The organism is Pseudomonas sp. MPB26 (assembly GCF_046605355.1).
Classification (GTDB): Bacteria; Pseudomonadota; Gammaproteobacteria; order Pseudomonadales; family Pseudomonadaceae; genus Aquipseudomonas; species Aquipseudomonas cedrina.
The window spans coordinates 3,824,091-3,847,322 of sequence record NZ_CP176793.1; the positions used below are offsets into that span (position 1 = coordinate 3,824,091).

22 protein-coding genes are annotated in these 23,232 nt (G+C 61.7%); 8 read left to right on the plus strand and 14 right to left on the minus strand.

From position 1 onward, the window contains the following. Nucleotides 1–145 precede the first annotated feature (145 nt). The 5 genes from ACLH0H_RS17725 to ACLH0H_RS17745 all read left to right on the plus strand — a co-directional run bounded on the left by ACLH0H_RS17725 (nt 146) and on the right by ACLH0H_RS17745 (nt 5,076). Nucleotides 146–826 carry a response regulator gene (locus tag ACLH0H_RS17725; RefSeq protein WP_411378986.1) on the plus strand — a complete coding sequence of 227 codons (681 nt, stop codon included), beginning with the start codon at nt 146–148 and terminating at the stop codon, nt 824–826. Continuing rightward, a complete protein-coding gene (locus ACLH0H_RS17730; RefSeq protein ID WP_411378987.1) occupies nt 823–2,142 on the plus strand; it encodes an ATP-binding protein in 1,320 nt (439 codons plus the stop codon). The genes ACLH0H_RS17725 and ACLH0H_RS17730 overlap by 4 nt, the downstream gene beginning before the upstream one ends. A gap of 141 nt (nt 2,143–2,283) precedes the next feature. Beyond that, nucleotides 2,284–3,051 carry an N-acetylmuramoyl-L-alanine amidase gene (locus ACLH0H_RS17735; RefSeq protein ID WP_411378988.1) on the plus strand — a complete coding sequence of 256 codons (768 nt, stop codon included), beginning with the start codon at nt 2,284–2,286 and terminating at the stop codon, nt 3,049–3,051. Nucleotides 3,052–3,377: 326 nt separating this feature from the next. Next, entirely contained in the window at nt 3,378–4,772 is a 1,395-nt protein-coding gene (locus tag ACLH0H_RS17740; protein WP_411378989.1) for an aspartate aminotransferase family protein, read from the plus strand. A gap of 82 nt (nt 4,773–4,854) precedes the next feature. Next, nucleotides 4,855–5,076 (plus strand): MbtH family protein, encoded by a 222-nt coding sequence (locus ACLH0H_RS17745; RefSeq protein ID WP_102061965.1) that lies wholly within the window; start codon nt 4,855–4,857, stop codon nt 5,074–5,076. Nucleotides 5,077–6,029: 953 nt separating this feature from the next. Here the strand turns inward: ACLH0H_RS17745 and ACLH0H_RS17750 are convergent. The 7 genes from ACLH0H_RS17750 to minC all read right to left on the minus strand — a co-directional run bounded on the left by ACLH0H_RS17750 (nt 6,030) and on the right by minC (nt 12,982). Next, the gene (locus ACLH0H_RS17750; protein WP_411378990.1) at nt 6,030–8,201 is read right to left on the minus strand and encodes a mechanosensitive ion channel family protein; all 2,172 of its coding nucleotides are present in this window, start codon (nt 8,199–8,201) and stop codon (nt 6,030–6,032) included. A 52-nt stretch (nt 8,202–8,253) separates the two neighbouring features. Beyond that, nucleotides 8,254–8,430: a hypothetical protein gene (locus ACLH0H_RS17755; protein WP_411378991.1), complete on the minus strand. Its 177-nt coding sequence runs from the start codon at nt 8,428–8,430 to the stop codon at nt 8,254–8,256. Nucleotides 8,431–8,653: 223 nt separating this feature from the next. Then, nucleotides 8,654–9,943 carry a M18 family aminopeptidase gene (locus tag ACLH0H_RS17760; protein WP_411378992.1) on the minus strand — a complete coding sequence of 430 codons (1,290 nt, stop codon included), beginning with the start codon at nt 9,941–9,943 and terminating at the stop codon, nt 8,654–8,656. A 194-nt stretch (nt 9,944–10,137) separates the two neighbouring features. Next, entirely contained in the window at nt 10,138–10,773 is a 636-nt protein-coding gene (locus tag ACLH0H_RS17765; protein WP_411378993.1) for an RluA family pseudouridine synthase, read from the minus strand. Nucleotides 10,774–10,973: 200 nt separating this feature from the next. Further along, nucleotides 10,974–11,228 carry a cell division topological specificity factor MinE gene (gene minE, locus ACLH0H_RS17770; RefSeq protein ID WP_003175252.1) on the minus strand — a complete coding sequence of 85 codons (255 nt, stop codon included), beginning with the start codon at nt 11,226–11,228 and terminating at the stop codon, nt 10,974–10,976. 3 nt (nt 11,229–11,231) lie between these two features. Beyond that, complete coding sequence (gene minD / locus ACLH0H_RS17775) at nt 11,232–12,044, minus strand: septum site-determining protein MinD (protein ID WP_017737535.1); 813 nt, start codon at nt 12,042–12,044, stop codon at nt 11,232–11,234. A gap of 200 nt (nt 12,045–12,244) precedes the next feature. Then, nucleotides 12,245–12,982, minus strand: coding sequence for a septum site-determining protein MinC (minC, locus tag ACLH0H_RS17780; RefSeq protein ID WP_076953035.1), 738 nt, complete (start codon nt 12,980–12,982; stop codon nt 12,245–12,247). Between the two features lie 118 nt (nt 12,983–13,100). Between minC and ACLH0H_RS17785 the strand changes: the two genes are divergently transcribed. Both ACLH0H_RS17785 and ACLH0H_RS17790 read left to right on the plus strand, forming a co-directional pair. After that, a complete protein-coding gene (locus ACLH0H_RS17785; RefSeq protein ID WP_411378994.1) occupies nt 13,101–14,036 on the plus strand; it encodes a lipid A biosynthesis lauroyl acyltransferase in 936 nt (311 codons plus the stop codon). 30 nt (nt 14,037–14,066) lie between these two features. Continuing rightward, complete coding sequence (locus ACLH0H_RS17790) at nt 14,067–15,215, plus strand: patatin-like phospholipase family protein (protein WP_411378995.1); 1,149 nt, start codon at nt 14,067–14,069, stop codon at nt 15,213–15,215. Between the two features lie 109 nt (nt 15,216–15,324). On the opposite strand, the gene ACLH0H_RS17795 is transcribed toward ACLH0H_RS17790, so the two are convergent. The 7 genes from ACLH0H_RS17795 to puuE form a co-directional block, all read right to left on the minus strand. Next, complete coding sequence (locus tag ACLH0H_RS17795; protein WP_411378996.1) at nt 15,325–16,110, minus strand: outer membrane protein OmpK; 786 nt, start codon at nt 16,108–16,110, stop codon at nt 15,325–15,327. A 228-nt stretch (nt 16,111–16,338) separates the two neighbouring features. After that, nucleotides 16,339–17,688, minus strand: coding sequence for a nucleobase:cation symporter-2 family protein (locus ACLH0H_RS17800; protein ID WP_307390807.1), 1,350 nt, complete (start codon nt 17,686–17,688; stop codon nt 16,339–16,341). A 254-nt stretch (nt 17,689–17,942) separates the two neighbouring features. Further along, nucleotides 17,943–19,226 (minus strand): urate hydroxylase PuuD, encoded by a 1,284-nt coding sequence (locus tag ACLH0H_RS17805; RefSeq protein WP_186692379.1) that lies wholly within the window; start codon nt 19,224–19,226, stop codon nt 17,943–17,945. A gap of 51 nt (nt 19,227–19,277) precedes the next feature. Then, entirely contained in the window at nt 19,278–19,781 is a 504-nt protein-coding gene (locus ACLH0H_RS17810) for an ureidoglycolate lyase (protein WP_076953041.1), read from the minus strand. 124 nt (nt 19,782–19,905) lie between these two features. After that, nucleotides 19,906–20,901, minus strand: a complete 996-nt coding sequence (gene alc, locus ACLH0H_RS17815; protein WP_411378997.1) for an allantoicase — start codon at nt 20,899–20,901, stop codon at nt 19,906–19,908. Between the two features lie 42 nt (nt 20,902–20,943). Continuing rightward, nucleotides 20,944–21,459 (minus strand): 2-oxo-4-hydroxy-4-carboxy-5-ureidoimidazoline decarboxylase, encoded by a 516-nt coding sequence (gene uraD / locus ACLH0H_RS17820; protein ID WP_411378998.1) that lies wholly within the window; start codon nt 21,457–21,459, stop codon nt 20,944–20,946. Then, nucleotides 21,456–22,382 (minus strand): allantoinase PuuE, encoded by a 927-nt coding sequence (gene puuE, locus ACLH0H_RS17825; RefSeq protein ID WP_411378999.1) that lies wholly within the window; start codon nt 22,380–22,382, stop codon nt 21,456–21,458. The genes uraD and puuE overlap by 4 nt, the downstream gene beginning before the upstream one ends. A gap of 388 nt (nt 22,383–22,770) precedes the next feature. Here puuE and uraH point away from each other — a divergent pair, with 388 nt between their 5' ends. Next, on the plus strand, nt 22,771–23,124 hold the full coding sequence (gene uraH / locus ACLH0H_RS17830) for a hydroxyisourate hydrolase (RefSeq protein WP_076953045.1): 354 nt from the start codon (nt 22,771–22,773) through the stop codon (nt 23,122–23,124). Nucleotides 23,125–23,232: the final 108 nt, after the last annotated feature.

The following is a 23,232-nucleotide window of genomic DNA, read 5'->3' on the forward strand; positions in this document are numbered from 1 at the left end:
TGCAAGTGAGGCACACAATGTGTGGCGTTGATTAACCGATGATTAACCCAGGCTATTCTAGAGGGAGTGTGGCGGGTTTAGCGGCATAATCTGCGCTTAATCCGCGGCACCTTTAATCACCCCCATCTTTCCTGAAGGGCTCACCATGCACGTACTGGTCTGTGAAGACGACGAACTGATCGCCAGCGGCATCGTGGCCGGCCTGACCGCCCAGGGGTTTACCGTCGAGCGCGTGGCCACGGCCGGCGCCGCGCGGGCCATGCTCAGGGCGGCTACCTTCGACATCATGGTGCTCGACCTCGGCCTGCCCGACGAGGACGGCCTCAAGCTGCTGCAGCAACAGCGCAGCCAGGGCCTGGAAATCCCGGTGCTGATCCTCACCGCGCGGGATTCGGTGACCAACCGCGTCGACGGCCTGCAAGCCGGCGCCGACGACTACCTGCTCAAGCCCTTCGACCTGCGCGAGCTCGCCGCGCGCCTGCAGACCCTGCTGCGCCGCGTGGCCGGCCGCAGGGTCAATCTGATCGAACATGGCCGCCTGGCCTACGATCCCAGCAGCCGCGAAACCTTCCTGGGCGGCCAGCCGGTGGACCTGTCACGCCGTGAGCAGGCGCTGCTGCAGGCCCTGCTGCACAACAAGGGCCGCGTGCTGTCCAGCGAGCAGCTCAAGGACAGCGTCTACGGCTTCAACGATGAGCTTGAAAGCAATGCGCTCAACGTGCACATCCACCATCTGCGGCGCAAATTGGGCAACGGCATTGTCGAGACCGTGCGTGGCCTGGGCTACCGCCTGGGCCCGGCTGACGGGGGCGAGGACGCCCTGTGAAAAGCCTGCGCCTGCGCCTGACGTTCAAGCTGGGCGCCGCCTTTGTGCTGATCTGGGCCCTCGCGGCGGCCTGGATGCTCAACGACTTGCGTAACCAAATGATGTTCTCCCTCGACCAGCGCCTGGTGGCGTCGGCGCGCATGGTGGCGGGGCTCACCGAGCAGATGCCGGGGCTGGCCAGTGAGAGCGCTGGCGCGCATGTGCATGGCAGCCTGAATGTACCGGGGGGCATGGCGTGCCAGGTCAGCTCCTTGCGTGGCGAAGTGCTGGCGCGCAGCCACGCTACCCCGGATGAAGGGCTGGAGTCGCGGGTGAGCGGCTTTCGGGACCAGGTGATCGATGGCGTGAATTGGCGCAGTTTTACCCTGTCCCGTGGCGACCTGTTGATCACCACCGCTGACCGCCAAGTGGAACGCGAGGCGCTGAACCTGTCGATCCTGCTGGCGGCGTCGGTGCCGGTGGGCGTGGCGATGCTGGGCTGCCTGTGCCTGTTGTGGCTGGGCATCGGCCAGAGCCTGCTGCCACTCAACCGCATGCGTGATGCGTTGATGCGCCGCAGCCCCGACTCCCTCGAGCCGCTGCAGATCCACCCACTGCCCAGCGAGCTCAAGCCGCTGCTCGACACACAGAATCAGCTGTTGCAGCGCATCGCCAAGACCATCGAGCGCGAACGCCGCCTCACCGGGGACGCCGCCCATGAGCTGCGCAGCCCGCTGACGGCGATCAAGACCCACCTGCAAGTGGCGCGCATGACCGAGGGCGCGGCCCGCGACCAGTCCCTGGCCCACGCCGAGGAGGGCGCCGACCGCCTGCATCGCACCCTGGAGCAATTGCTGTTGCTGGCGCGAGTGGAAGGCAGCCTGTCATTCGACGATGGCGTGCAGTCCAGCGCTGAAGAAGTGGCACGGCTGGCGATCCAGGATGCGAATACCGGCGACAATGCGCGCATTGACCTGATCCTGCCCGACACCCTGTCCGACGCGCCGCTGGGCATGCCGGTTGGCCTGGCGGTCGCGGCCTTGCGCAACTTGCTGGATAACGCCTTGCGCCACACGCCGGCGGGTACGCGGGTGGAGCTTAGCGTGATCATCTCGGCCGACCACGTGGTGTTTCGCGTGCGTGACCACGGCAAGCAGATCTCGCCCGAGGACCTGCAATACCTGACCCAACGCTTCTGGCGCAATGGCAACAGCGAAGGCTGCGGCCTGGGCCTGGCGATCGTGCAGGCGATCGTGCAGCGTTGTTCCTGCTCGCTGAAGTTCGACGGCCAGGCGGATGGCCTGCGCGTCGAATTGGGCATGCCGCTGCGGCGCTGATCGCGTTTCTTGCGGGTGCCAACTTTTCTTTCAAGTCCCAAATAGTTACCGCCTTCCTGAGATTCAAGTCTTCAGGATGACGGTGATTTTTGCGCTTGAACGGGCTGAACGACTCGGCCTGAATTGAAAAGGACGGTTCTTATGTTGGTCATTGATACCAGTTTTCCTGCCACGGGCTTCAACGAACGTAACGGCGAGCCTGTGGGGCAGGTGATTTTGCATTACACCGCGGCGCCCTTTGGCTCCTCCCTGCGCACCCTGACCCGGGACGGGGTCAGCGCGCACTATCTGCTGCCCGATCCAGATGACCCCAGCTACCGCGCTGCCAGTTATGAAGAGCTGCGGGTGTTTCGCCTGGTGGCGGAAGAACAGCGCGCCTGGCATGCCGGGGTCAGCCATTGGGCGGGGCGCGATAACCTCAATAGCCGCTCGATTGGCATCGAAATCGTCAACCTGGCGCGGGATGACGGCGGGGTGTTCACTTTTCCGTCCTACGGCGAGGAACAGACTGACGTGTTGATAGCGCTGGTTCGCGACATCCTTGGGCGTTATCCGCAAGTTGGGCCCACTGACATCCTCGGGCATTCGGACGTGGCGTATGCGCGCAAGAGCGATCCGGGGCCGCAACTGCCGTGGCGTCGTTTGCATGAGGCAGGCGTGGGTGCCTGGTTCGATGAGACGACGCGGGCGATGTATCAACGTCGGTTTTGCACCGGGCTGCCGTCGGAAGTCGAGGTGGAGCGGGCGTTTCAGCGCTACGGGTATGCGCCTGCAAAGAACCGGCAGGCGTTTCAACAAAGGACGCGGGCATTTCAGATGCACTTTCGCCCGCGCGATTACTGTGGGTTTCTGGATACGGAGACTTGCGCAATTTTGTACGCGCTAAATGAAAAGTACCTCGGACTCTGAAGCCTGGATGCTGTCCTGTGGGAGCTGGCTTGCCTGCGATGCAGACACCTCGGTACATCAGGCACACCGAGGTGATGTCATCGCAGCATAGGTATCTACACAGAGATTTGTCAGCCTTTGAAAGTTGTGTAGATACCTATGGTCATCGCAGGCAAGCCAGCTCCCACAGTTACTTGAGTTACCGGCCAGTGGCTTTTCGCGACATGCGGAGTAAATCCTCCCGGCGTTGGTGCGTTTCCAGAACAGGAAATCCGTGCGCATGCCCTTGGGCCAGACGCCAGCGGATCGGCAGTTTGGTCATCATCAGCGTATTGAGGGATCGAGAAATGTCAGTCGCTACCAGCCGTATCGAAGACGCCCAGGTGCATGAAACGCTCTACCAGTTCGACGACTCCCCGCTGCTTGCCCGTCAGCGCCAGCAGGAATCCAACGCCCGCAGCTACCCGAGGCGTATCCCCCTGGCGCTCAAGCGCGCCAAAGGCATCTACGTGGAAGACGTGGAAGGCCGCAGTTTCATCGACTGCCTGGCCGGCGCCGGTACCTTGGCGCTGGGGCATAACCACCCGGTGGTGATCGAGGCCATCCAGCAAGTGCTCGCCGATGAACTGCCACTGCATACCCTGGACCTCACCACCCCGGTCAAGGACCAGTTCGTGCAGGACCTGTTCGGCCTGCTGCCGCCAGCGCTGGCACGGGAAGCGAAGATCCAGTTCTGCGGCCCCACCGGTACCGATGCCGTCGAGGCCGCCTTGAAACTGGTGCGCACCGCCACCGGGCGCAGCACCGTATTGTCGTTCCAGGGCGGTTATCACGGCATGAGCCAGGGCGCGTTGAGCCTGATGGGCAGCCTGGGACCGAAGAAGCCCTTGGGCGCGTTGCTCGCCAATGGCGTGCAATTCCTGCCGTATCCCTACGACTACCGTTGCCCGTTCGGGCTGGGCGGCGCGGAAGGTGTGCGGGTCAACCTGCATTATCTGGAAAACCTGTTGAATGACCCGGAAGCGGGCGTCTTGCCGCCGGCGGCGGTGATCGTCGAAGTGGTGCAGGGCGAAGGCGGGGTGATCCCGGCTGATCTGGACTGGCTGCGCGGCCTGCGCCGCATCACCGAGCAAGCGGGCGTGGCGTTGATCGTCGATGAGATCCAGAGCGGTTTCGGCCGCACCGGCAAGATGTTCGCCTTTGAACACGCGGGCATCATCCCGGATGTGGTGGTGATGTCCAAGGCCATCGGCGGCAGCCTGCCGCTGGCGGTGGTGGTGTACCGCGACTGGCTCGACACCTGGTTGCCGGGCGCGCATGCCGGGACCTTCCGTGGCAACCAGATGGCGATGGCGGCGGGTTCGGCGGTGATGCGCTACCTCAAAGACCACGACCTGACCGGCCACGCGGCGGCCATGGGCGAACGCCTGGGCGAACACCTGCGCATCCTGCAGCGCGACTTCCCGCACCTGGGGGATATTCGCGGTCGCGGGCTGATGCTCGGCGTGGAACTGGTTGAGCCCGATGGCCCACTCGACATTCAAGGCCACCCACCTGTCCATCGCCAGCTGGCGCCGCTGGTGCAGCGCGAATGCCTCAAGCGCGGGCTGATCCTCGAGCTGGGCGGGCGACATGGCAGTGTGGTGCGCTTCCTGCCGCCGCTGGTGATCACCGCCGCCGAAGTCGACCGGGTCGCGGATATCTTCGGGCGCGCGTTGGCGGCGGCGGTCGCCAGCCTCTAATTTTTTGCCAGGGTTATACGTCTCTACAGATATCAGTGCTGCGCACGGTGCGCAGCCCGCCTTTTAGCGATGGAGAACAGCAATGACCTCAGTATTTGACCGCGACGACATCCTGTTTCAGGTAGTGGTCAACCATGAAGAACAGTATTCCATCTGGCCCGACTACAAAGCCGTGCCGGAAGGCTGGCGCACCGTGGGCAAGAGCGGCATGAAGAAAGAGTGCCTGGCGTACATTGAGGAAGTCTGGACTGATATGCGGCCGTTGAGTTTGCGCCAGAAGATGGATGGTGCTGCCCTGGCTTAATCGCCGCAGATCGAAGGTGGGAGCTGGCTTGGCTGCGATGGCGGACTCTGGGCCGACCATGTATTTGGATTTGACCGGGTACATATCCGTTGCTGCGGTCACGGCGACTATTGGTTCCGCCCTTACGGCGGGTCACTTTTGGAAAGACCGGAATGCCGGCCCAGCCAAAAGTAACCAAAAGGTCTTCGCCCAACACTCGGCACCTCGCCTAGGCTCGGTGTGCCGTAACGAAGGCTTTGGAGCGTGGGCCGCCGCAATGGGCCATCCATGGCCCAGTGCGGCTAACCCGGCGTCCTGCCGGTTACCCACGCTCCAAAGCCTGCGTTCGGCCAGCGTGTTTGACGGGGCGATCGCAGATCAAAAGCAGAAGCGCGGCGGCCTTCGAGCCGACCGGTATTTGCCTGTCGAACTCGGTTAAACTGTGGGAGCGGGCTTGCTCGCGAAGGCGGTGGGTCAGCAATTACATTGGTAACTGACACACCGCCTTCGCGAGCAAGCCCGCTCCCACATTTAGATCTTCATTCATTCAGATGTATTCGGTAGATATCCATATCCACTGCTCTTGATCTGCTCTTGATCTGGCTTTTGATTTTGATCTCAGGCGCCCCGTTAACCACGCTGGCCGAACGCAGGCTTGAATCCGTGGCTAACCCGGCAGGACGCCGGGTTAGCCGTCCTGGGCCATGGATGGCCCATGACGGCGGCCCACGGATTCAAGCCTTCGTTCGGGCATGCCGAGCCTAGGCGAGGCACCGAGTGGTGGGGCAAGAGCGTTTTGCTTACTTTTGCGCTTTTCAAAAGTGAGCCGCCGTAAGGGCGGAACCAATAGCCGCCGTTACCGCAGGAATGGATATGTACTCAAACCCAGAGACATGGTCGGCCCAGGGGCCGCCACGGGAGCAAGCTCCCTTGCCACGGCCATCGCAGGCAAGCCAACTCCCAGACACCATTGCCTACTGCACGCTCTTCTCTTTCCCCTCCGCCCCAGCAGCCCCCGTCACCACCTGCACACTCAACCGCGGCGTCGCCAGGTCCAGCCCGGCTTCATCCAGTTGACGCTTGAGCGACAGGTTGAACGCCCGCGACACTTCCCACTGCTTGATCGGCGCGGTCTTGAAGCGCGCACGGAGGATCGCGCTGCCCGACTCGAAACTCTCCACGCCCTGGATCTCCAGGGGCGACCAGATGTTGCGGCGTTGCAGGGGGTCGTTGCGTATTTTCTGGCCGACATCGCGTATCAGCTTGATGGCGTCGTCAATCTGCATGTTGTACGGGATCGCCACCCGGAAGATCGCGTAGCCGAACTCCCGCGAGTAGTTCTTGATGCTCTTGATCTCGCTGAACGGGATGGTGTGCACGATCCCGTCGATGTCGCGCAGGCGCACCGTGCGGATCGTCAGGCCCTCGACGGTACCGAGGTGGCCGCCCACGTCGACGTAGTCATCGATGGCCAGGGAGTCCTCGATGATGATGAACAGGCCGGTGATCAAGTCCGCCACCAGCGATTGCGCACCAAAGCCGATGGCCAGGCCGATCACACCGGCACCGGCCAGCAGCGGCGTGACGTTCATGCCCATGTTCGCCAGGGCGACGATGGCGGCGATGATGAAAATGGTCACGAACAGCACGTTGCGGATCAACGGCATCATGGTCTGTGCCCGCGCGTTAGCCAGGCCTTTGCGCGAGCGGGTCAGCGCATGGTGAATCGCGGTGTCGCTGAGAATCCAGATGAGCCAGGCAAACAGCAGGGTCCCGGCCAGGCCGAACAGCTTGACGCTGACCTCATGGCCATCGCCTTCGGTAAAACGAATCAGCGACAAGCCCCACACCCGCAGGCCCAGCTCGATGAACATCAGCCACACCAGCAGGTGCGCCAAGGTATAGACGAAGCCTTTCAGGCGTTCGGAGTACAGCGCGTGGCGCTTGTGCCCGCGTTGCGGCTTGAGCGCGTGGCGGCGTACCAGGCCGTTGATCACCATGCACAACACCAACAGCACCGTACACAGCAGTGACTGGCGCAGGGCGGTGCTGGTGTCGCCGGCGGAGACGAACGTTGCGAACAGCGAAATGCCCACCAGCAGCAATGCGGGGATGTACCAGAACGAACCAATGATTTCGATCGTGTCGCTGAGGGCGCGGCGCGTGAGGCGGCGTGACAGCGGCTGGTTGCGGATCAGGTGGGCGATGGGTCGACGGAAACGCAGGATAAACACGCCGGTCGACAACGCCGCCATCACATTGGCCACGGTCGCGGCGGTGTGGGACAGGTGCTGGCCCAGGGCTTGTACCAGCCTGGGATCGCTCAAGGCTTCACCGAAGGCGGCAAAACTGCCGATCCACCAGAGGGGGCGGAACGCCTGGTGGCGCAGGATGTACAGCGCGCGATGGCGATGGGGGCCGTCAAGCACGGAAAAGGCAATCACGCAGATGGCCGAGAAGCAGGTGCCGACCACCAGGGCATAGGCCAATACCATCGCCAGGGATTTGCCCAGGGACGAAGGCAGGGCGTAGCTCAGGTACACAGTGATCACCAGTGCGATCAACCAGGGGCCCAGTTTGCGCAGGGCGAAGCGCACCATGTCCCAGGTGCGTGGGTGCTGCGGCAATTCCTCGGGCAGACCGAAACGTTCGCGCACGCGGTGGCTCAGCCAGATCAGCGCGGCGGCGAGCAGGCTCCATACCGCCAGGATCAGGGCAAAACCGAAAATGATCGGCAGCCATTCGTTGGCCGGCAGCATCAGCGCACTGAGTTCTTGCTTGGCCAGGTCGACTTCGTTGGACCAGCGCCCCATCGGGCTGTCGGTGCCGGAAAACTGCTGCTCAAAGCCCGACAGCGTACTGCCGATCAGCCCCAGCACCCCCAGCTCTGCGGCGGGCTGGGCTTTTTGCGTGGCTGCGCGCAGTTTTTTCAGGTCACTGAGCAACTGGGTGCGCTGCTGGTCGTTCTCCAGGGTCTTGATGACCTCGTCCAGCGACTGGCCCAACGGCACCTCCGCCTGGGGTTGGGCCTTGGCGCCGCTGCCGAGCATGCCCGGCAAACCCACGGCTTGGGCAGGGGCGCACGGCAGCAGTACGAGCAGGGCAATCAATAGCGAGCAGGGCAGGGTGAACAGACGGGAAAACACGAGGCGGGCAACCTTGAAGACGGCAGGTCGATCGAGTGTACGAGGGCAAGCGTCATTCGGCCAGTTTGGCGAGGATCTTGTATACCACCGTGCCCAGGATCAGCAGCATGCCTACCCACATGCCGAACACGCCGAGGGGCTTGTCACGAAAGTTGAAACCCACGGCCAGCAGGAGCATGCCGGTCAGGATCGGGATCAGCATGGCGTGGAAGGAGGACATGGAAATCATGGGGTGATGGCCTTGTCGGAGTAGGAATACTGACAAGTCTAGGCGCGATTGTAGAAAGTGCAGATGATGCAGATCAGGTGTACACGGACAAAATGTGGGAGCGGGCTTGCTCGCGAATGCGGTGTGTCAGTCACTGAATATATCGACTGTTCCACCGTCTTCGCGAGCAAGTCGAATCGTCGCACCGCCGCTCCCACATTTTTGACCGCGTCCGGCCTTGAGATCAGGGCAGGTCGTGGCTCGCGTAAAACGCGCCCAATACCTTCACCAGATGCGCCAGGTCATGGCTGCCGCACAGCTCCCGAATGGAGTGCATGGCAAACGTCGGCAGGCCGATGTCTACGGTGCGCACGCCCAGATGGCTGGCGGTGATCGGGCCGATGGTGGAGCCGCAGCCCATGTCGCTGCGCACCACGAAGCTCTGCACCGGTACTTCCTGGGCCATGCACAGATGGCGGAAGAACCCGGCGGTTTCGCTGTTGGTGGCGTAGCGCTGGTTGCTGTTGACCTTGATCACCGGGCCGGCATTGAGCTTGGGGCCGTGGTTGGCGTCGTGCTTGTCGGCATAGTTGGGGTGCACGCCGTGGGCGTTGTCTGCCGAAACCAGCAGGGATTTTTGAATGGTGCGTACGAATTCATCACCCTCGGGCAGCAGTCGACGCAGGGTCTGTTCGAGCATCGGTCCATCGGCGCCGCAGGCCGAGCACGAGCCGACTTCTTCGTGGTCGTTGCACACCAGCACGCAAGTTTCTTCGCTGTCGCTGGTGAGCAGGGCTTGCAGGCCCGCGTAGCACGACAGCAGGTTGTCCAGGCGCGCACCGGCAATGAAGTCGCCGTTCAGGCCAATCACCGCGGCGCTTTGGGTATCGTAGAAACTCAGCTCGTAGTCGAGCACCACGTCGGCGTTCAGGCCATGCTCGCGGGCAAGCTGCTCGGTAAGCACGGCGCGAAAGTCCACGCGCTCGTCACCGGCAAATTGCGCGAGGATCGGCGGCAGCTCGGTTTGCGCATTGATCGCCCAACCCTGGTTGGCTTCACGGTTCAGGTGAATCGCCAGGTTGGGGATGACCGCGATGGGCAGCTTGAAGTCGATCAGTTGGCTTTCGACCTTGCCGTCGCGGCGGAAGGTCACGCGGCCGGCCAGGGACAGGTCGCGGTCGAACCACGGCGCCAGCAGTGCGCCGCCGTAGACTTCCACGCCCAACTGCCAGAAGCCTTGGCGTTGCAACTCCGGCTGCGGCTTGACCCGCAGGCACGGGCTGTCGGTGTGGGCGCCGACCAGGCGGATACCGCCCTGCAGCGGCGAATGGCGGCCGAGCTTGAAGGCGATGATCGAGGAGTCGTTTCGGGTCAGGTAATAACGGCCGTTGGCTTCGGTGGCCCAGGTTTCGCGCTCGTCGAGGCGCTGGTAACCGGCCGCTTCCAGGCGCTGGGCCATGGCGGCAGTGGCATGAAAAGGAGTGGGGGAGGCCTTGAGGAAGTCGATCAGGCCTTGATTCAACGCTTCGCGCATAAATAGCTCCAGACAGCAGTGTGCGGAGTTTACCGTATTGGTCACGTATTTGGAGCGAACCTGCATGGCTGAGAACAACACAACCCTCTGTGGGAGCTGGCTTGCCTGCGATAGCGGTCTGTCAGGAAAAAATGTGGTGCTGATATACAGCTATCGCAGGCAAGCCAGCTCCCACATGTAGCGGTATTTGCAGGTTAGAACGGCGACGGGCACTCGAAGCGCAAGCGCTCGCCGCTTTGCGGATGGGTAAAGCTCAACATGCTCGCATGCAGGCACAGGCGCGGCCAGGCGGCCAGGGCTTGTTCATGGGCATACAAACCGTCCCCCAACAGCGGGTGACCGATGGACAGCATGTGCACCCGCAACTGGTGCGAACGCCCGGTAATCGGCGTCAGCTCCACGCGGCACCAGTCGCCGCAGCGCTCCAGCACTTTCCAGAAGGTCAGCGCATGCTTGCCGAATTCATGGTCCACCACGTGCCGTGGCTTGGTCGGCGGGTCGTAGCGCAGGGGCAAATCGATGCTGCCGCTGTCCAGTGCCGGTTGGCCCCAGGCCAGGGCGGTGTAGGCCTTTTCGGTTTCACGGTCATGAAACTGGCGCGACAGTTCGCGGTGAGTGTCTGCATCCCGGGCCAGCAGGATGATCCCCGAGGTTTCCCAGTCCAGGCGGTGGACTATGCGCGCTTCGGGATAGCCGTTTTCCTGCAGGCGGGTGATCAGGCAGTCCTTGTTGTCATCGGCGCGACCAGGCACCGAGAGCAGCAGGGTCGGCTTGTTCACCACCAGGACGGCGGCGTCCTGATGGAGGATATGGATGTTGGACAACGGCATTAAACAGCCTCGTAACAAACGCCAACGGCGGCTCCGCTAAAAGCCCCCCCCCCTGTAGGAGCGAGCTTGCTCGCGAAAAGCTCAAGGACACCGCGTTTATTCAGGATAAACACGGCGTACCTGGGTTCTTCGCGAGCAAGCCCGCTCCTACAGGGGGCGGCAGGCCATTAGCAGAGCCGCCGTGGCGGCCGCCTGTTCGATCAACGATCAGGCAGGGTGATATTGAGTTCCAGAATCGAGCAGCTGCCGTCATTTTCCAGGGCGACATGCACGTCATCGTTGCCGATATTGACGTACTTGCGGATCACCTCGACCAGTTCCTTCTGCAAGGCTGGCAGGTAGTCCGGGGTACTGCGTTGGCCGCGTTCGTGCGCCACGATGATCTGTAGACGCTCTTTCGCTACCGACGCGGTACTTGGCTTTTTGTTGGCGCGAAAGAAGTCGAGAAATTTCATTGTTTAGTTGCCTCCAAAGATACGCTCGAAGAATCCCTTCTTCTTGACATCGAGGAAGCGGTGTTCCACGGTCTTGCCCAGCAGGCGATCAACGGCGTCGCTGTACGCCTGGCCGGCGTCGCTCTGGTCGTCGAGGATCACCGGCACGCCCTGGTTGGAAGCCTTGAGGACGGCCTGGGATTCTGGAATCACGCCCAGCAGGGTCACGGCGAGGATGTCCTTCACGTCTTCAACGCCAAGCATTTCGCCATTGCTGACACGCTCAGGGTTGTAGCGGGTGAGCAGCAGGTGCTCCTTGATCGGGTCTTCGCCTTTCTCGGCGCGCTGGGACTTGCTGGCCAGCAGGCCGAGCATGCGGTCCGAGTCACGTACGGAGGAAACTTCCGGGTTGGTCACCACGATCGCTTCGTCGGCAAAATACATCGCCAGGTGGGCACCGGTCTCGATACCGGCCGGCGAATCGCAGACCACGTATTCGAAGGTTTCCTTCAGCTCGGCCAGGACTTTGCCTACGCCTTCCTTGGTCAGCGCGTCTTTGTCGCGGGTCTGGCTGGCGGCCAGTACGTACAGGTTCTCAAGGCGCTTGTCCTTGATCAGGGCCTGTTGCAGGTTGGCTTCGCCGTTGACCACGTTGACGAAGTCATACACCACGCGGCGTTCGCAGCCCATGATCAGGTCGAGGTTACGCAAGCCGACGTCGAAGTCGACAATCACTGTCTTGTGGCCGCGCAAAGCGAGACCGGTACCGATAGCGGCGCTGGTGGTGGTCTTACCCACACCACCCTTGCCGGATGTAACCACGAGAATCTTGGCCAAGGTGTTTCACCCCTAAGGAAGAAGGACGTTTCAGTCCCTGAAAAACATCTCTTGGAACTCGCTGCAGGCGGACAGCCTTTGTAGGAAAAAGATGTGGTTTCCGCAGGGAAACGCCAACTTCCAATTAGTCCTACACAAGTATTGCCGGTTTCGCTGTGCTATCAGAGTTTAGAGATGCTTGGAAAATGCGGCAGTATCCGTTAAAGACGAATGATGTTCAACACATCGCCCGACAGGTTGACCTGTACCGAAGCCCCCCACAGCGGATCGCGGCGCAAATCTTCGGCAACCTTGTACTGGCCTGCGATGGATACCAACTCAGCGGTCAACTGCTGGCAGAAAATACGGGCCCTGGTATCACCCTTGATGCCGGCCAGCGCACGGCCACGCATCGGGCCGTATACATGGATATTGCCATCGGCCAGAAGTTCCGCCCCCGGGCTGACCGAAGAAATCACCACAAGGTCGCCACCCTGGGCGTAAATCTGCTGCCCGCCGCGTACGGGCGAGGTGATGATCTTTGTAGGCTTGATCGTCGGCTCCGGTGGTTTTTCCGGCTTTTTCTTCTCTTCACCGACCAATGGTTCAAGCGGACGCTCGCGCGCGCCGGACGGTGGCAGTACTGGCAGTTCAATAGCGATGGCGGCGGCGATGTCTTCAATGCGGCTGGCGCGAATCGCCAGCGTGCGCAGGCCATGGGAGCGGCACACGCGCATCAGGCCGGGCAGGTCGATGCTGCCTTGGCCGGCCGGCAGTTTGTCCAGAGCCAGCACCAGCGGGGCATTGTTGAAGAAATTCGGCGCCAGGGCGACCTTGGCGGCGAGCTGGCGGTCCAGGGCGTCGAGGTCGTTGCGGGCGAGTTCCAGCACGGTGATGGCGAGCATGCTGCCCTTCAGCTGGAACACGGGATCTTGGTCTAGCGGTTCGGTTTGGCTCATGGTCGGCAAAAGCGGCTTGTCACGAAAAGTGTCGAGACTTATAACGAGAACATCCACGGGCCGCAAGCCGAGTCGAACCGTTGTAGAATGCGCGGCCCTGTCTTTACCGGAATCTGTAATGGATCGCCCGCGTTTTCGCACTGTGTTTTTTCACCCGCGTTTCTGGCTGTTATGGCTGGGACTTGGCGCGCTGTGGCTGGTTACCCAACTGCCGTACCGCGCGCTGTTGACCATTGGTCGCGTGCTGGGTGCCGGCATGTACCATGTGGCCGGCGAACGTCGCCGCATCGCCGCGCGCAACCTCGAGCTGTGCTTTCCGGAAAAATCCGCCCAGGCGCGTAAACGCTTGCTCAAGGAAAACTTCGCTTCCACCGGCATCGCCTTCTTTGAAATGGCCATGAGCTGGTGGTGGTCGCGCCAACGCCTGGCGCGCCTGGCCCACGTCGAAGGCCTGGAACATCTCAAGCAGGCCCAACTGGATGGCAAGGGCGTGATCCTCATGGCGCTGCACTTCACCACCCTGGAAATCGGCGCCGCGCTGCTTGGGCAGAAGCACACCATCGACGGCATGTACCGCGAGCACGGCAACCCGTTGTTCGACTATATCCAGCGCCGTGGCCGCGAGCGTCACAACCTCGACTCCCTGGCCGTGGAGCGCGAAGACGTGCGCGGCATGCTCAAGCTGCTGCGCGCCGGCCGCGCCATCTGGTACGCACCGGACCAGGACTACGGCGCCAAGCAAAGCATTTTCGTGCCGTTGTTCGGCATCCAGGCCGCCACCGTGACCGCCACCAGCAAGTTCGCGCGCCTGGGCAAGGCACTGGTGGTGCCGTTCACCCAGGAGCGCCTGGCCGATGGCAGCGGTTACCGGCTGGTCATTCACCCGCCGTTGAGCGATTTTCCCGGCGAAAGCGATGAAGTCGACTGCCTGCGCATCAACCAGTGGGTCGAAGCCTCGGTGCGTGAATGCCCGGAGCAATACCTGTGGACCCATCGCCGCTTCAAGAGCCGGCCACCGGGTGAACCCAAGCTATACGAAAAACGCCGCCGATAAGGCCAACCTTTCCCCACACGGAGTGACGCAATGCGCCCAGCTGAACCGGTTACAGGCTTGATTCTTTCCGGCGGCGGGGCGCGAGCGGCGTATCAGGTAGGGGTATTGGCGGCGATTGCCGAATTGTTGCCGCCGGGCGCACCCAACCCGTTTCCGGTGATCGTCGGCACCTCGGCCGGAGCGATCAATGCGGTGAGCCTGGCCAGTGGCGCCATGGACTTTCGGGCCGCGATCCAACGCCTGACCGCCTTCTGGCAGGGCTTTCGCAGCCACTTGGTGCTGCGCAGCGATTGGCCGGGCGTGATGCGCCAAGCGAGCCGTTTCTTTATCCATAGCCTGCTGGGCCTGGGTGCCCAAGTGCCGGTGGCCTTGCTCAACAGCTCACCGTTACGCGACCTGCTGCAAGAACGCCTGGACCTGGACGGCATCGACGAGGCCATCCGGCACAAGCACCTGCACGCGGTAGCCGTGACGGCCTTCGGCTATGAGTCCGGGCAAGCGGTGACCTTCTATCAAGGCGGCGGCACCATCGACGCCTGGTTGCGCCATCGCCGTATCGGCATGCCCACCCGGCTGACGGTTGAACACCTGCTGGCCAGTTCGGCGATCCCCATGCTGTTTGCCCCGGTCAAACTCGACCAGGAGTTCTTTGGCGACGGCGCCGTGCGGCAATCGGCGCCCATCAGCCCGGCCTTGCACCTGGGCGCCACCCGCGTGTTGGTGGTGGGCGTCAGCGGCAACCCACGCGGCAATGCCCCGGCGGCGCAGCGCACCTTTACCGGCCAGGAGCCGACCCTGGCGCAGATCGGCGGGCATATGCTCAACAGCACGTTCATCGACAGCCTGGAAAGCGATATCGAATTGCTTGAGCGCTTGAACCAGTTCAGCGAGTTCCAGCCGACCGGCAGCGCGGCCCAAGGCCTGGCGCCGGTGGAAGTGCTGGTGATTGCGCCGAGCCAGCCCATCGATGAAATCGCCGCGCGGCACCGGCAGGAATTGCCGGCGGCACTGCGCATGTTCCTGCGTGGGCCGGGAGCGACCAAGACGAGCGGGGCGGGGGTGTTGAGCTATCTGCTGTTCGAGGCGGGGTACTGCAGCGAGTTGATTGAGTTGGGGCGCAAGGATGCGCTGGCCAAGCGTGAGGAATTATCGCGATTCCTTGGCATTACGCAGCTCTGAATGTGGGAGCGGGCTTGCTCGCGAATGCGCTGTGTCAGTCAGCCAATTCATTGACTGATAGACCGCATTCGCGAGCAAGCCCGCTCCCACAGGTACTACTGCAGTGTGTTTAGAAGTGATACTTGACCAGGAAACTCGCCGTGTCCTGAGTCGTCTTGAACGCGCCCGAATCTTCGACCCCGTACTTGTTCTTCCAGTAGTCGTATTCGAAACCGACATACAGCTGTTTGTCACCCCAATGCAGCGCCTTGCCCAGGTCATATTTGACCTGCGGGTTGAAGTGCAGGTTGGCGTGGTAAGTGCCACGGGCGTTCTTGTCGTTGTCCACCACCCAGTCCATGAAACCGTCGATCAACACATCGGAGTTGCCCACGGGAAGGGTGTACGACCACACCGGTGTGATCTGCCACACGCCGTCACCCGGGCGATTGCCTTCGGTCTGGCGCTGGTAGAAGTTCAGTTGGAAGTAATCGAAACCGGGGATGTTCAAGTCGAACGCCGGGCCCAGCAGGTACGACTCGTTGTCGCCTTCGCCGAACTCGTAGGTGAAGGCCAGCAGCACGTCCTTGATCGGGCCGAATGACAAATCCTTGTCCAGAATCTTGCCGAACGACAAACGCGGGCTGAACTCGCCGTAGTAGGTATTCGGACCGACGTTGCCGTCTTCCTTGCCGTTGTAAAAGATGCGGTCGAGGAAGAAGAAGTTGTCGCCGTATTTCCAGGCATCGGCGTGTTCGAACGTGACGGTCTGCTGGATTTGCGGGTTGACGGTAAAGCTCTTGCCCCACAGGTAAGTCAGGCTGTTGTTCTGCCACTGCAGCAAATCACCGGCCACGGCTTGGCCACCGGCCAGCAGGCATCCCGCCAGCATCAGGCCTTTGAACATAGGTTTCATTCGGTGCTCCCGAGTTAAAGTTTTATGTTTTTTTCATCTGGCGCTCTGGTGTGGCGCCTTTGGATTGGCTGAAAAACTCGTCTGATTGGTCAGCTTTATGGCTACAGCAAAAGCCGCGCCAAGGCGGTAGAAAAACCGTCGATTCAAGCGGGCGCGGAGAATACTGGCTCCCACGTCTGGGCTCAAGTGCGCCGTTACAGCGCGCACAGGGCGACAATGGGGCGTGTTTCAGGTGTGGGCGTGCTCAGCGGCAGGTCGCCCGGCCCCGCCAAGAATGTTGAAGAGGATATTCAGCGACAACGCGCTGAGGGTGGCCATGGCGATGCCACTGTGGGTAATCGGGCTCATCCACAGCGGCAGTTGCGCGAAGAATTCCGGGCGCACCACGGGGATCAGGCCCATGCCGATGCTCACCGCCACCAGCAACTGGTTGCGACGGTCGGCAATATCGGCTTCTTGAAGAATCTTGATCCCGGTGGCCGCGACCATGCCGAACATGGCGATCGCTGCGCCGCCCAGCACCGCCGGTGGAATCGACGCCACCAGGTACGCGGCCTTGGGCAGCAGGCTCAGCACGATCAAAAAGCCCCCGGCCATGATCGTCACCGAGCGGCAACGCACGCCAGTCATCTGCACCAGGCCGATGTTCTGCGCAAAGGAGGAGTGGGTAAAGGTGTTGAAGAAGCCGGCAAAGAACGACGCGCCGGCATCGCACAGCAGGCCACGGCGCAGCATCTTTGGCGTGACGTCCTGGCCGGTGATTTTGCCCAGCGCGAGGAACATACCCGTGGATTCGACAAAGATGATCACCACCACCAGGCACATCGACAGGATCGGCGCCAGCTCGAACCTGGGCATGCCAAAGTGCAGCGGCGTTACCACCTGCACCCACGGCGCGAGGGCCAGGCCACTGAGGTCGACCATGCCAAGCAGGCCGCACAACACATACCCCAGGCCCATGCCGATCAGCACCGAGATGTTCACCCAGAAGCCGCGCATGAAGCGGTTGATCAGCAGGATGGTGCCCAGCACCAGCGCCGCGATCGCCAGGTAGATCGGCGAGCCGAAGGTCGCGGCGGCGCTGCCGCCACCGGCCCAGTTCACGGCGACGGGAAACAGCGACAGGCCAATCGCGGTGATCACTGTGCCCGTCACCAACGGCGGGAAAAAGCGCACCACTTTGGACATGAACGGCGCAATCAGCATGCCGAAGAACCCGGCGGCGATGGTCGCGCCGAAAATGCCTTGCAGGCCGATACCCGGCATGCCGGCCATGGCCACCATGCTGCCGACGGCGGCGAAACTGGCGCCCATCATCACCGGCATGCGGATGCCCAGCGGGCCGATACCGAACGACTGCACGAGGGTGGCGATACCGGCCACCAGCAGGTCGGCATTGATCAGGAAGGCGATTTCTTCACGGCCCAGGCCCGCGGCCTGGCCGATGATCAGGGGCACGGCGACGGCACCGCCATACATCAGCAAGACATGTTGCAGGCCTACCAGAATCAGTTGCAAGAGGGGCAGCCGCGCCATGGCGGGCGCGGCGGGAATCTGCGGTTCGACTAACTCGGTCATGCAACACCTCGGATCTTTTTATTGTTGTGTTGTTTGGAACGCATCTCAATTGTGAGGGTACTTACACATCTTGTAGTGAGCGGGCTTGCCCCGCGCTGGGTGGCGAAGCCGCCCTAAACCCAGGCGCCTGAGTTCTGTCTGGCAGAACGCGGTGGCTGGATTGGTGCGGCTTCGCCACCCAGCGCGGGGCAAGCCCGCTCACTACAGGAGATTTTTGGCAAGCCAGCTCCCACATTGGGTTTTGTGTAAAACAGTCAGTTGGTGCGGGCTCCTTGGTTGATCCAGGTGCCGATCAGGTCTCTTTCCTGCTGGGTCATCTGGGTGATGTTGCCGAGCGGCATGATCTGGCTCGCCACGGCCTGCGCTTGAATACGCGCCGCCTGTTGCTGGATCTGCTCCGGGGTGTCGAACATCACGCCCGCCGGTGCCGTGCTGAACAGCGGGCTGGTGGGCTTGGCCGAATGGCACACGGTGCAGCGCTGCTCGATCACGTGGTGCACCTGGCCGAAATCCGTGGTGGCCTGGGCCGGTGCCGGCTCAGCCGCCGGTGCGGCAGGCGCCGCGGGCTTCAAGCCGCCACCCAGCGCGGTTTCCGGCAGCGGCTGGTACTCAATGGCCGCAGGCGCCTTGGCCACTTCGGCGGCGGGTTTTGGACCGGTCACGTAGGCCAGGCAAATCATCGCCAACGCACCCACCGGCAAGGTCCACGCATACTTCTGGCTGTTATGCCGAGTGTTGAAGTAGTGCCGCACCAACACCGCCGCCACCGCGATCCCGGCCAGGATCAGCCAGTTGTATTGGCTGCCGTAGGTGCTCGGGAAGTGGTTGCTGATCATGATGAACAGCACCGGCAGGGTGAAGTAGTTGTTGTGGCGCGAACGCAGCAAGCCTTTGGCCGGCAGTGCCGGGTCCGGCGTGCGGTTCTCGGCGATGGCCGCCACCAGTGCACGCTGGGCGGGCATGATGATGCGGAACACGTTGCCGACCATGATCGTCCCGATTACCGCACCTACGTGCAGGTACGCACCGCGTCCGCTGAACACCTTGCTGAAGCCATAGGCTGCGGCAATCAATAGCACGAACAGGATCAAGCCGAGCAGGGCCGGGCGTTTGCCCAGTGCCGAGTCACAGAGGAAGGAGTAGATGAACCAGCCGGCGAATAACGAGCCGATGCCCAGCAATACGCCTTCGGTGCCGCTGAGGCTGCTGCCCGGTGCCAGCAGGTACAACGTGGGGTTCCAATAGAACACCACGCACAGCAGCGCGACGCCCGACATCCAGGTGAAATAGGCTTCCCATTTGAACCAGTGCAGGTTGTCCGGCATGGTCGGGGGAGCCAGTTTGTATTTTTCCAGGTGGTAGATACCGCCACCGTGGATCGCCCACAAGTCACCGGCCAGACCGCTTTTGGGGTTGACGCGGTTGAGGTTGTTTTCCAGCCAGACGAAGTAGAACGAAGCGCCGATCCAGGCGACGCCAGTGATCATGTGAACCCAGCGCACGCTCAGGTTCAACCATTCCAACAGATGTGCTTCCACAGTCTTTACCTCTCGCCTGTCACCCTTGTTGTCGGGTGATCCGGCCTTCTCTTATTGGTGGGGGGCGAGGATCAACCGCTCATCCTCTTCAAAAAAATGCTCATCGCAGTTATTGCCTGTGCCACTGCGATCAACCACCAGGAAGTCATCCCGCTTTTCGATCGTCAGCACCGGGTGGTGCCAGACGCCGCGATGGTAATTGATGCCCTGCCTGCCGTTGGTGACGAAGGCGCGGACCAAGCCTGATACAGGTGCATCGCCAACTGGCGCGACCACGATCAGAAAGGGGTTGCCGAGCAGCGGAATGAAGGCCTGGCTGCCCAGCGGGTGTCGTTCCAGCATGCACACGGTCAGCGGCATGTCCTGCGCGTCGGCGCGGAAGATGCTGATGATGGCGTGGTCTTCAGGCTGCGCGGTCTCGACCGTCGCCAGCTTGTGAAAGCGCATGGTCGACCCGTTGTTGATCATGAAGTGATCGCTGCCATCGGTTTCGATAACGTCTCCGAAGGGGGCGAAGGCTTCTTTGGTCAGGGGTTCGATCATCAGTGTGCGCATGGCTGTCTCTTATCCGGATGCTGTGTTGTTGGATCCATCGCTATCGCGGGCAAGCCCGCTCCCACATTTGATTTGCGAATACATTCAAATGTGGGAGCTGGCTTGCCTGCGATGGCATCACCGCTTATTTCGAAACTTTACCCAGTACCCGCAGGCGACTCACACCGCCATCCGGGAACACGTTCAGGCGGATGTGGGTAATTGGCCCCATTGCCTTGATCTGCTCGGCAAAGGTATGTTCGGCGTGCATTTCCAGCTTCTGCGCCGGCAGCAATTCGCGCCAGAACAGCGATTGGGTTTCGATCTGGCTGTCGGTGCCGCCTTTGACGAACGCGCCCTGGATCGAGCAGGTGTCCGGGTAGTTGCCCTTGAAGTGCAGGGTGTCGACGATGATTTTCTCGATCTCGCCAGGGTGCCCCAGCGCGACGATCACCCAGTCATTGCCTGGGGTGCGACGCCGTGCGGTTTCCCAGCCATCGCCCATGTTGATGCCACGGCCGGGGTTGAGGATGTTGCTCATGCGCCCGAAGTGTTCATCGGAGCAAGCCAGCGCGCGACCGCCGTTCAGCGCGGCAGCCAAGTCAACCTGTTCGTTGTCGCCCACTGCGGACCAGTCGCGGAACGGCACGCCGTACACGCGCAGACGGGCCACGCCGCCATCCGGGTAGATGTTGAAGCGCAGGTGGCTGAACGCCTGCGCGTTGTTGATCTCGTGATAGTGGTGGCTGTTGCCTTGCAGCTCGACGGCCGACAGCACTTCCACCCACTGGGTGTGCTCGTCAGGCTCGCCCGAGGCCAGGAAGCAGGCTTCCAGCGACGCCGACGGCGGGTAGTTGCCGGTGAAGAATGAAGTGTCGATGTCCACGCCCTTGATTGAACCGGGCACGCCCAGTTGGATCACCGCGCTGTCGTAGCCTTCGAAGCGCTTGCGGCGCGACTCCCAGCCGTCCATCCACTTGCCGTTGTCATCGAAAACGCCCTCCTTCCACACGGCCGGGGTCGGCTGGAACAGGCGGTTGGCGTCGGCGAACCAGTCATCGGTCACCGAGATGATCCTGGTGCCCAGGCGGGCGTCGGCGAGGTTGACGAACTTTTCGAAAGGTACGGCGTAAGCTTTCATTCTTCTTGTCTGCCTTGGATAGAGTGGCTGGGGATTGGTCGTTTAGAGGGTCAGTAAGCGGAACAACGCGATCTTGTTGATCTCGTCCAGTGCGCACTTGAACTCAGCGTCGGCGGAGTTGTGGATGCGCGTTTCGAACGCGGCGAGGATCTGGTGCCGGTTGCTGCCTTTTACCGCCATGATGAAGGGAAACTTGAACTTGGCCTTGTAGGCCTCGTTCAGCTCGGTGAAGCGAGAAAACTCTTCGGCCGTGCATTGGTGAATCCCCGCGCCAGCTTGCTCATCGGTGCTGGCTTGGGTCAGTTCGCCCTGGACGGCGGCACGGCCTGCCAGGTCGGGGTGAGCGTTGATCAGCGCCAGTTGGCGTTGATGATCAGCACTCAACAGGATGTCGCTCATGCGCTGGTGCAGGGTTTCGATCTGGTCGATCGAAGCATCCTGGCCCAGGTCGAAGGCCTTTTCGGCCACCCATGGCGAGTGTTCGTAGATGTCGGCGAAGGCGTCGACGAATTCATCGCGGCTCAGGCTCGACGGCTTGAGGGTCTGGAACGCAGTCATTTCGCGGCTCCCGTGTACGGGTGGGTTTCCTGCCAATGGCGCGCAATGTCCACTCGGCGGGTGAACCACACCTGTTCATGCCCTTTGGCGTACTCGATAAAACGCTTCAACGAGGCCAGGCGCGCCGGGCGGCCGATCAGGCGGCAATGCAGGCCGATGGACAGCATCTTCGGCGCTTCCGCGCCTTCGGCATACAGCACGTCGAACGCGTCTTTGAGGTACTCGAAAAAGTCATCGCCCTTGTTGAAGCCCTGCACCTGGGTGAAGCGCATGTCGTTGGTGTCCAAGGTGTAGGGGATCACCAGGTGCGGCTTGCCGGTCGGGTTGTTGGGTTCCCAGTAGGGCAGGTCATCGTCGTAGGTGTCGCAGTCATAGAGGAAGCCGCCTTCTTCCATCACCAGCCGCCGTGTATTGGGACCGGTGCGCCCGGTGTACCAGCCCAGCGGGCGCTCGCCGGTCAGTTCGGTGAGGATGCGGATGGCTTCGAGCATGTGCTCGCGCTCCTGGGCCTCGTCCATGTACTGGTAGTCGATCCAGCGGTAGCCGTGGCTGCAGATCTCATGGCCGGCCTCGACCATGGCGCGGATCACGTCGGGGTGGCGCTGGGCGGCCATCGCCACGGCGAACACGGTCAGCGGGATATCGAATTCCTTGAACAGCTTGAGGATGCGCCACACCCCGGCACGGCTGCCGTATTCGTACAGCGACTCCATGCTCATGTTGCGCGCGCCCTGCAGCGGTTGCGCCGAGACCATTTCCGAAAGGAACGCTTCGGACTCTTTATCGCCGTGCAAAATATTGCGCTCACCGCCCTCTTCGTAGTTGAGTACGAAAGACAACGCGATGCGTGCCTTGCCCGGCCAGTGGGGGTGAGGAGGGTTACTGCCGTAACCGATCAGGTCGCGTGGGTAGTCAGCGCTCACTGCAGTCTTCCTTCTTGTTCGTGGTAGCGAGTGTGTGGCGGCCGGGCAGTGAAATGACTGGGTGGCGTCACAGCGATGAGTGATTGTATACAACTTATCGTCGACTTTGTAAGCCCGCATTTCTGCATTTTTTCCGCGAGGTGCTGTGTTAAAGATGTAGCAAGAAACTTGCCTGACTGGTCAGCTAATGGACAAAAGGTCGTTAAAAAGCAAGGATTACCTGTCGGTTGCAGCAGCAGGCAATGTCGACGGGCGGATCCAAAGCTTTGTGATTTTTATTGTGTACAATTTTTTTAAAAAGTGTCTTAATCAGCCATCGCCGACTTTTTCGATGCCCTGAAAAAGTGCGGCTCACTCTATGACTGACTTCGGGAGGCGCGTAACCGCCATGGGACGTTTGACCACACACGTTTTGGACGCCGCGCACGGCTGCCCCGGCAGCGCGATCAAGGTTGAGCTGTATCGCGTCGAAGGCACGCAACTGGAACGGGTTGCCACCACCTTGACCAACAGCGACGGCCGCTGTGACGCGCCACTGTTGCAAGGCGACGCCTACCGCAGCGGTGTGTACCAGCTGCAATTCAGCGCCGGTGACTACTACCGCGCCCGTGGTGTGCAGTTGCCCGAGCCCGCTTTCCTTGACGTGGTGGTGTTGCGCTTCGGCATCAGCGCCGAACAGGAGCACTACCATGTCCCGCTGCTGATTTCGCCCTACAGCTACTCCACCTATCGCGGTAGCTAGCGTCACTTCGCTTCACACCCCCAAAGCGCTTCGTTGATGTTTGCCCGCTCACACTGCGGGCTTTTTTTTAGCGCTCATTTATATAGCGCACTCCCGAAATGCAGGATG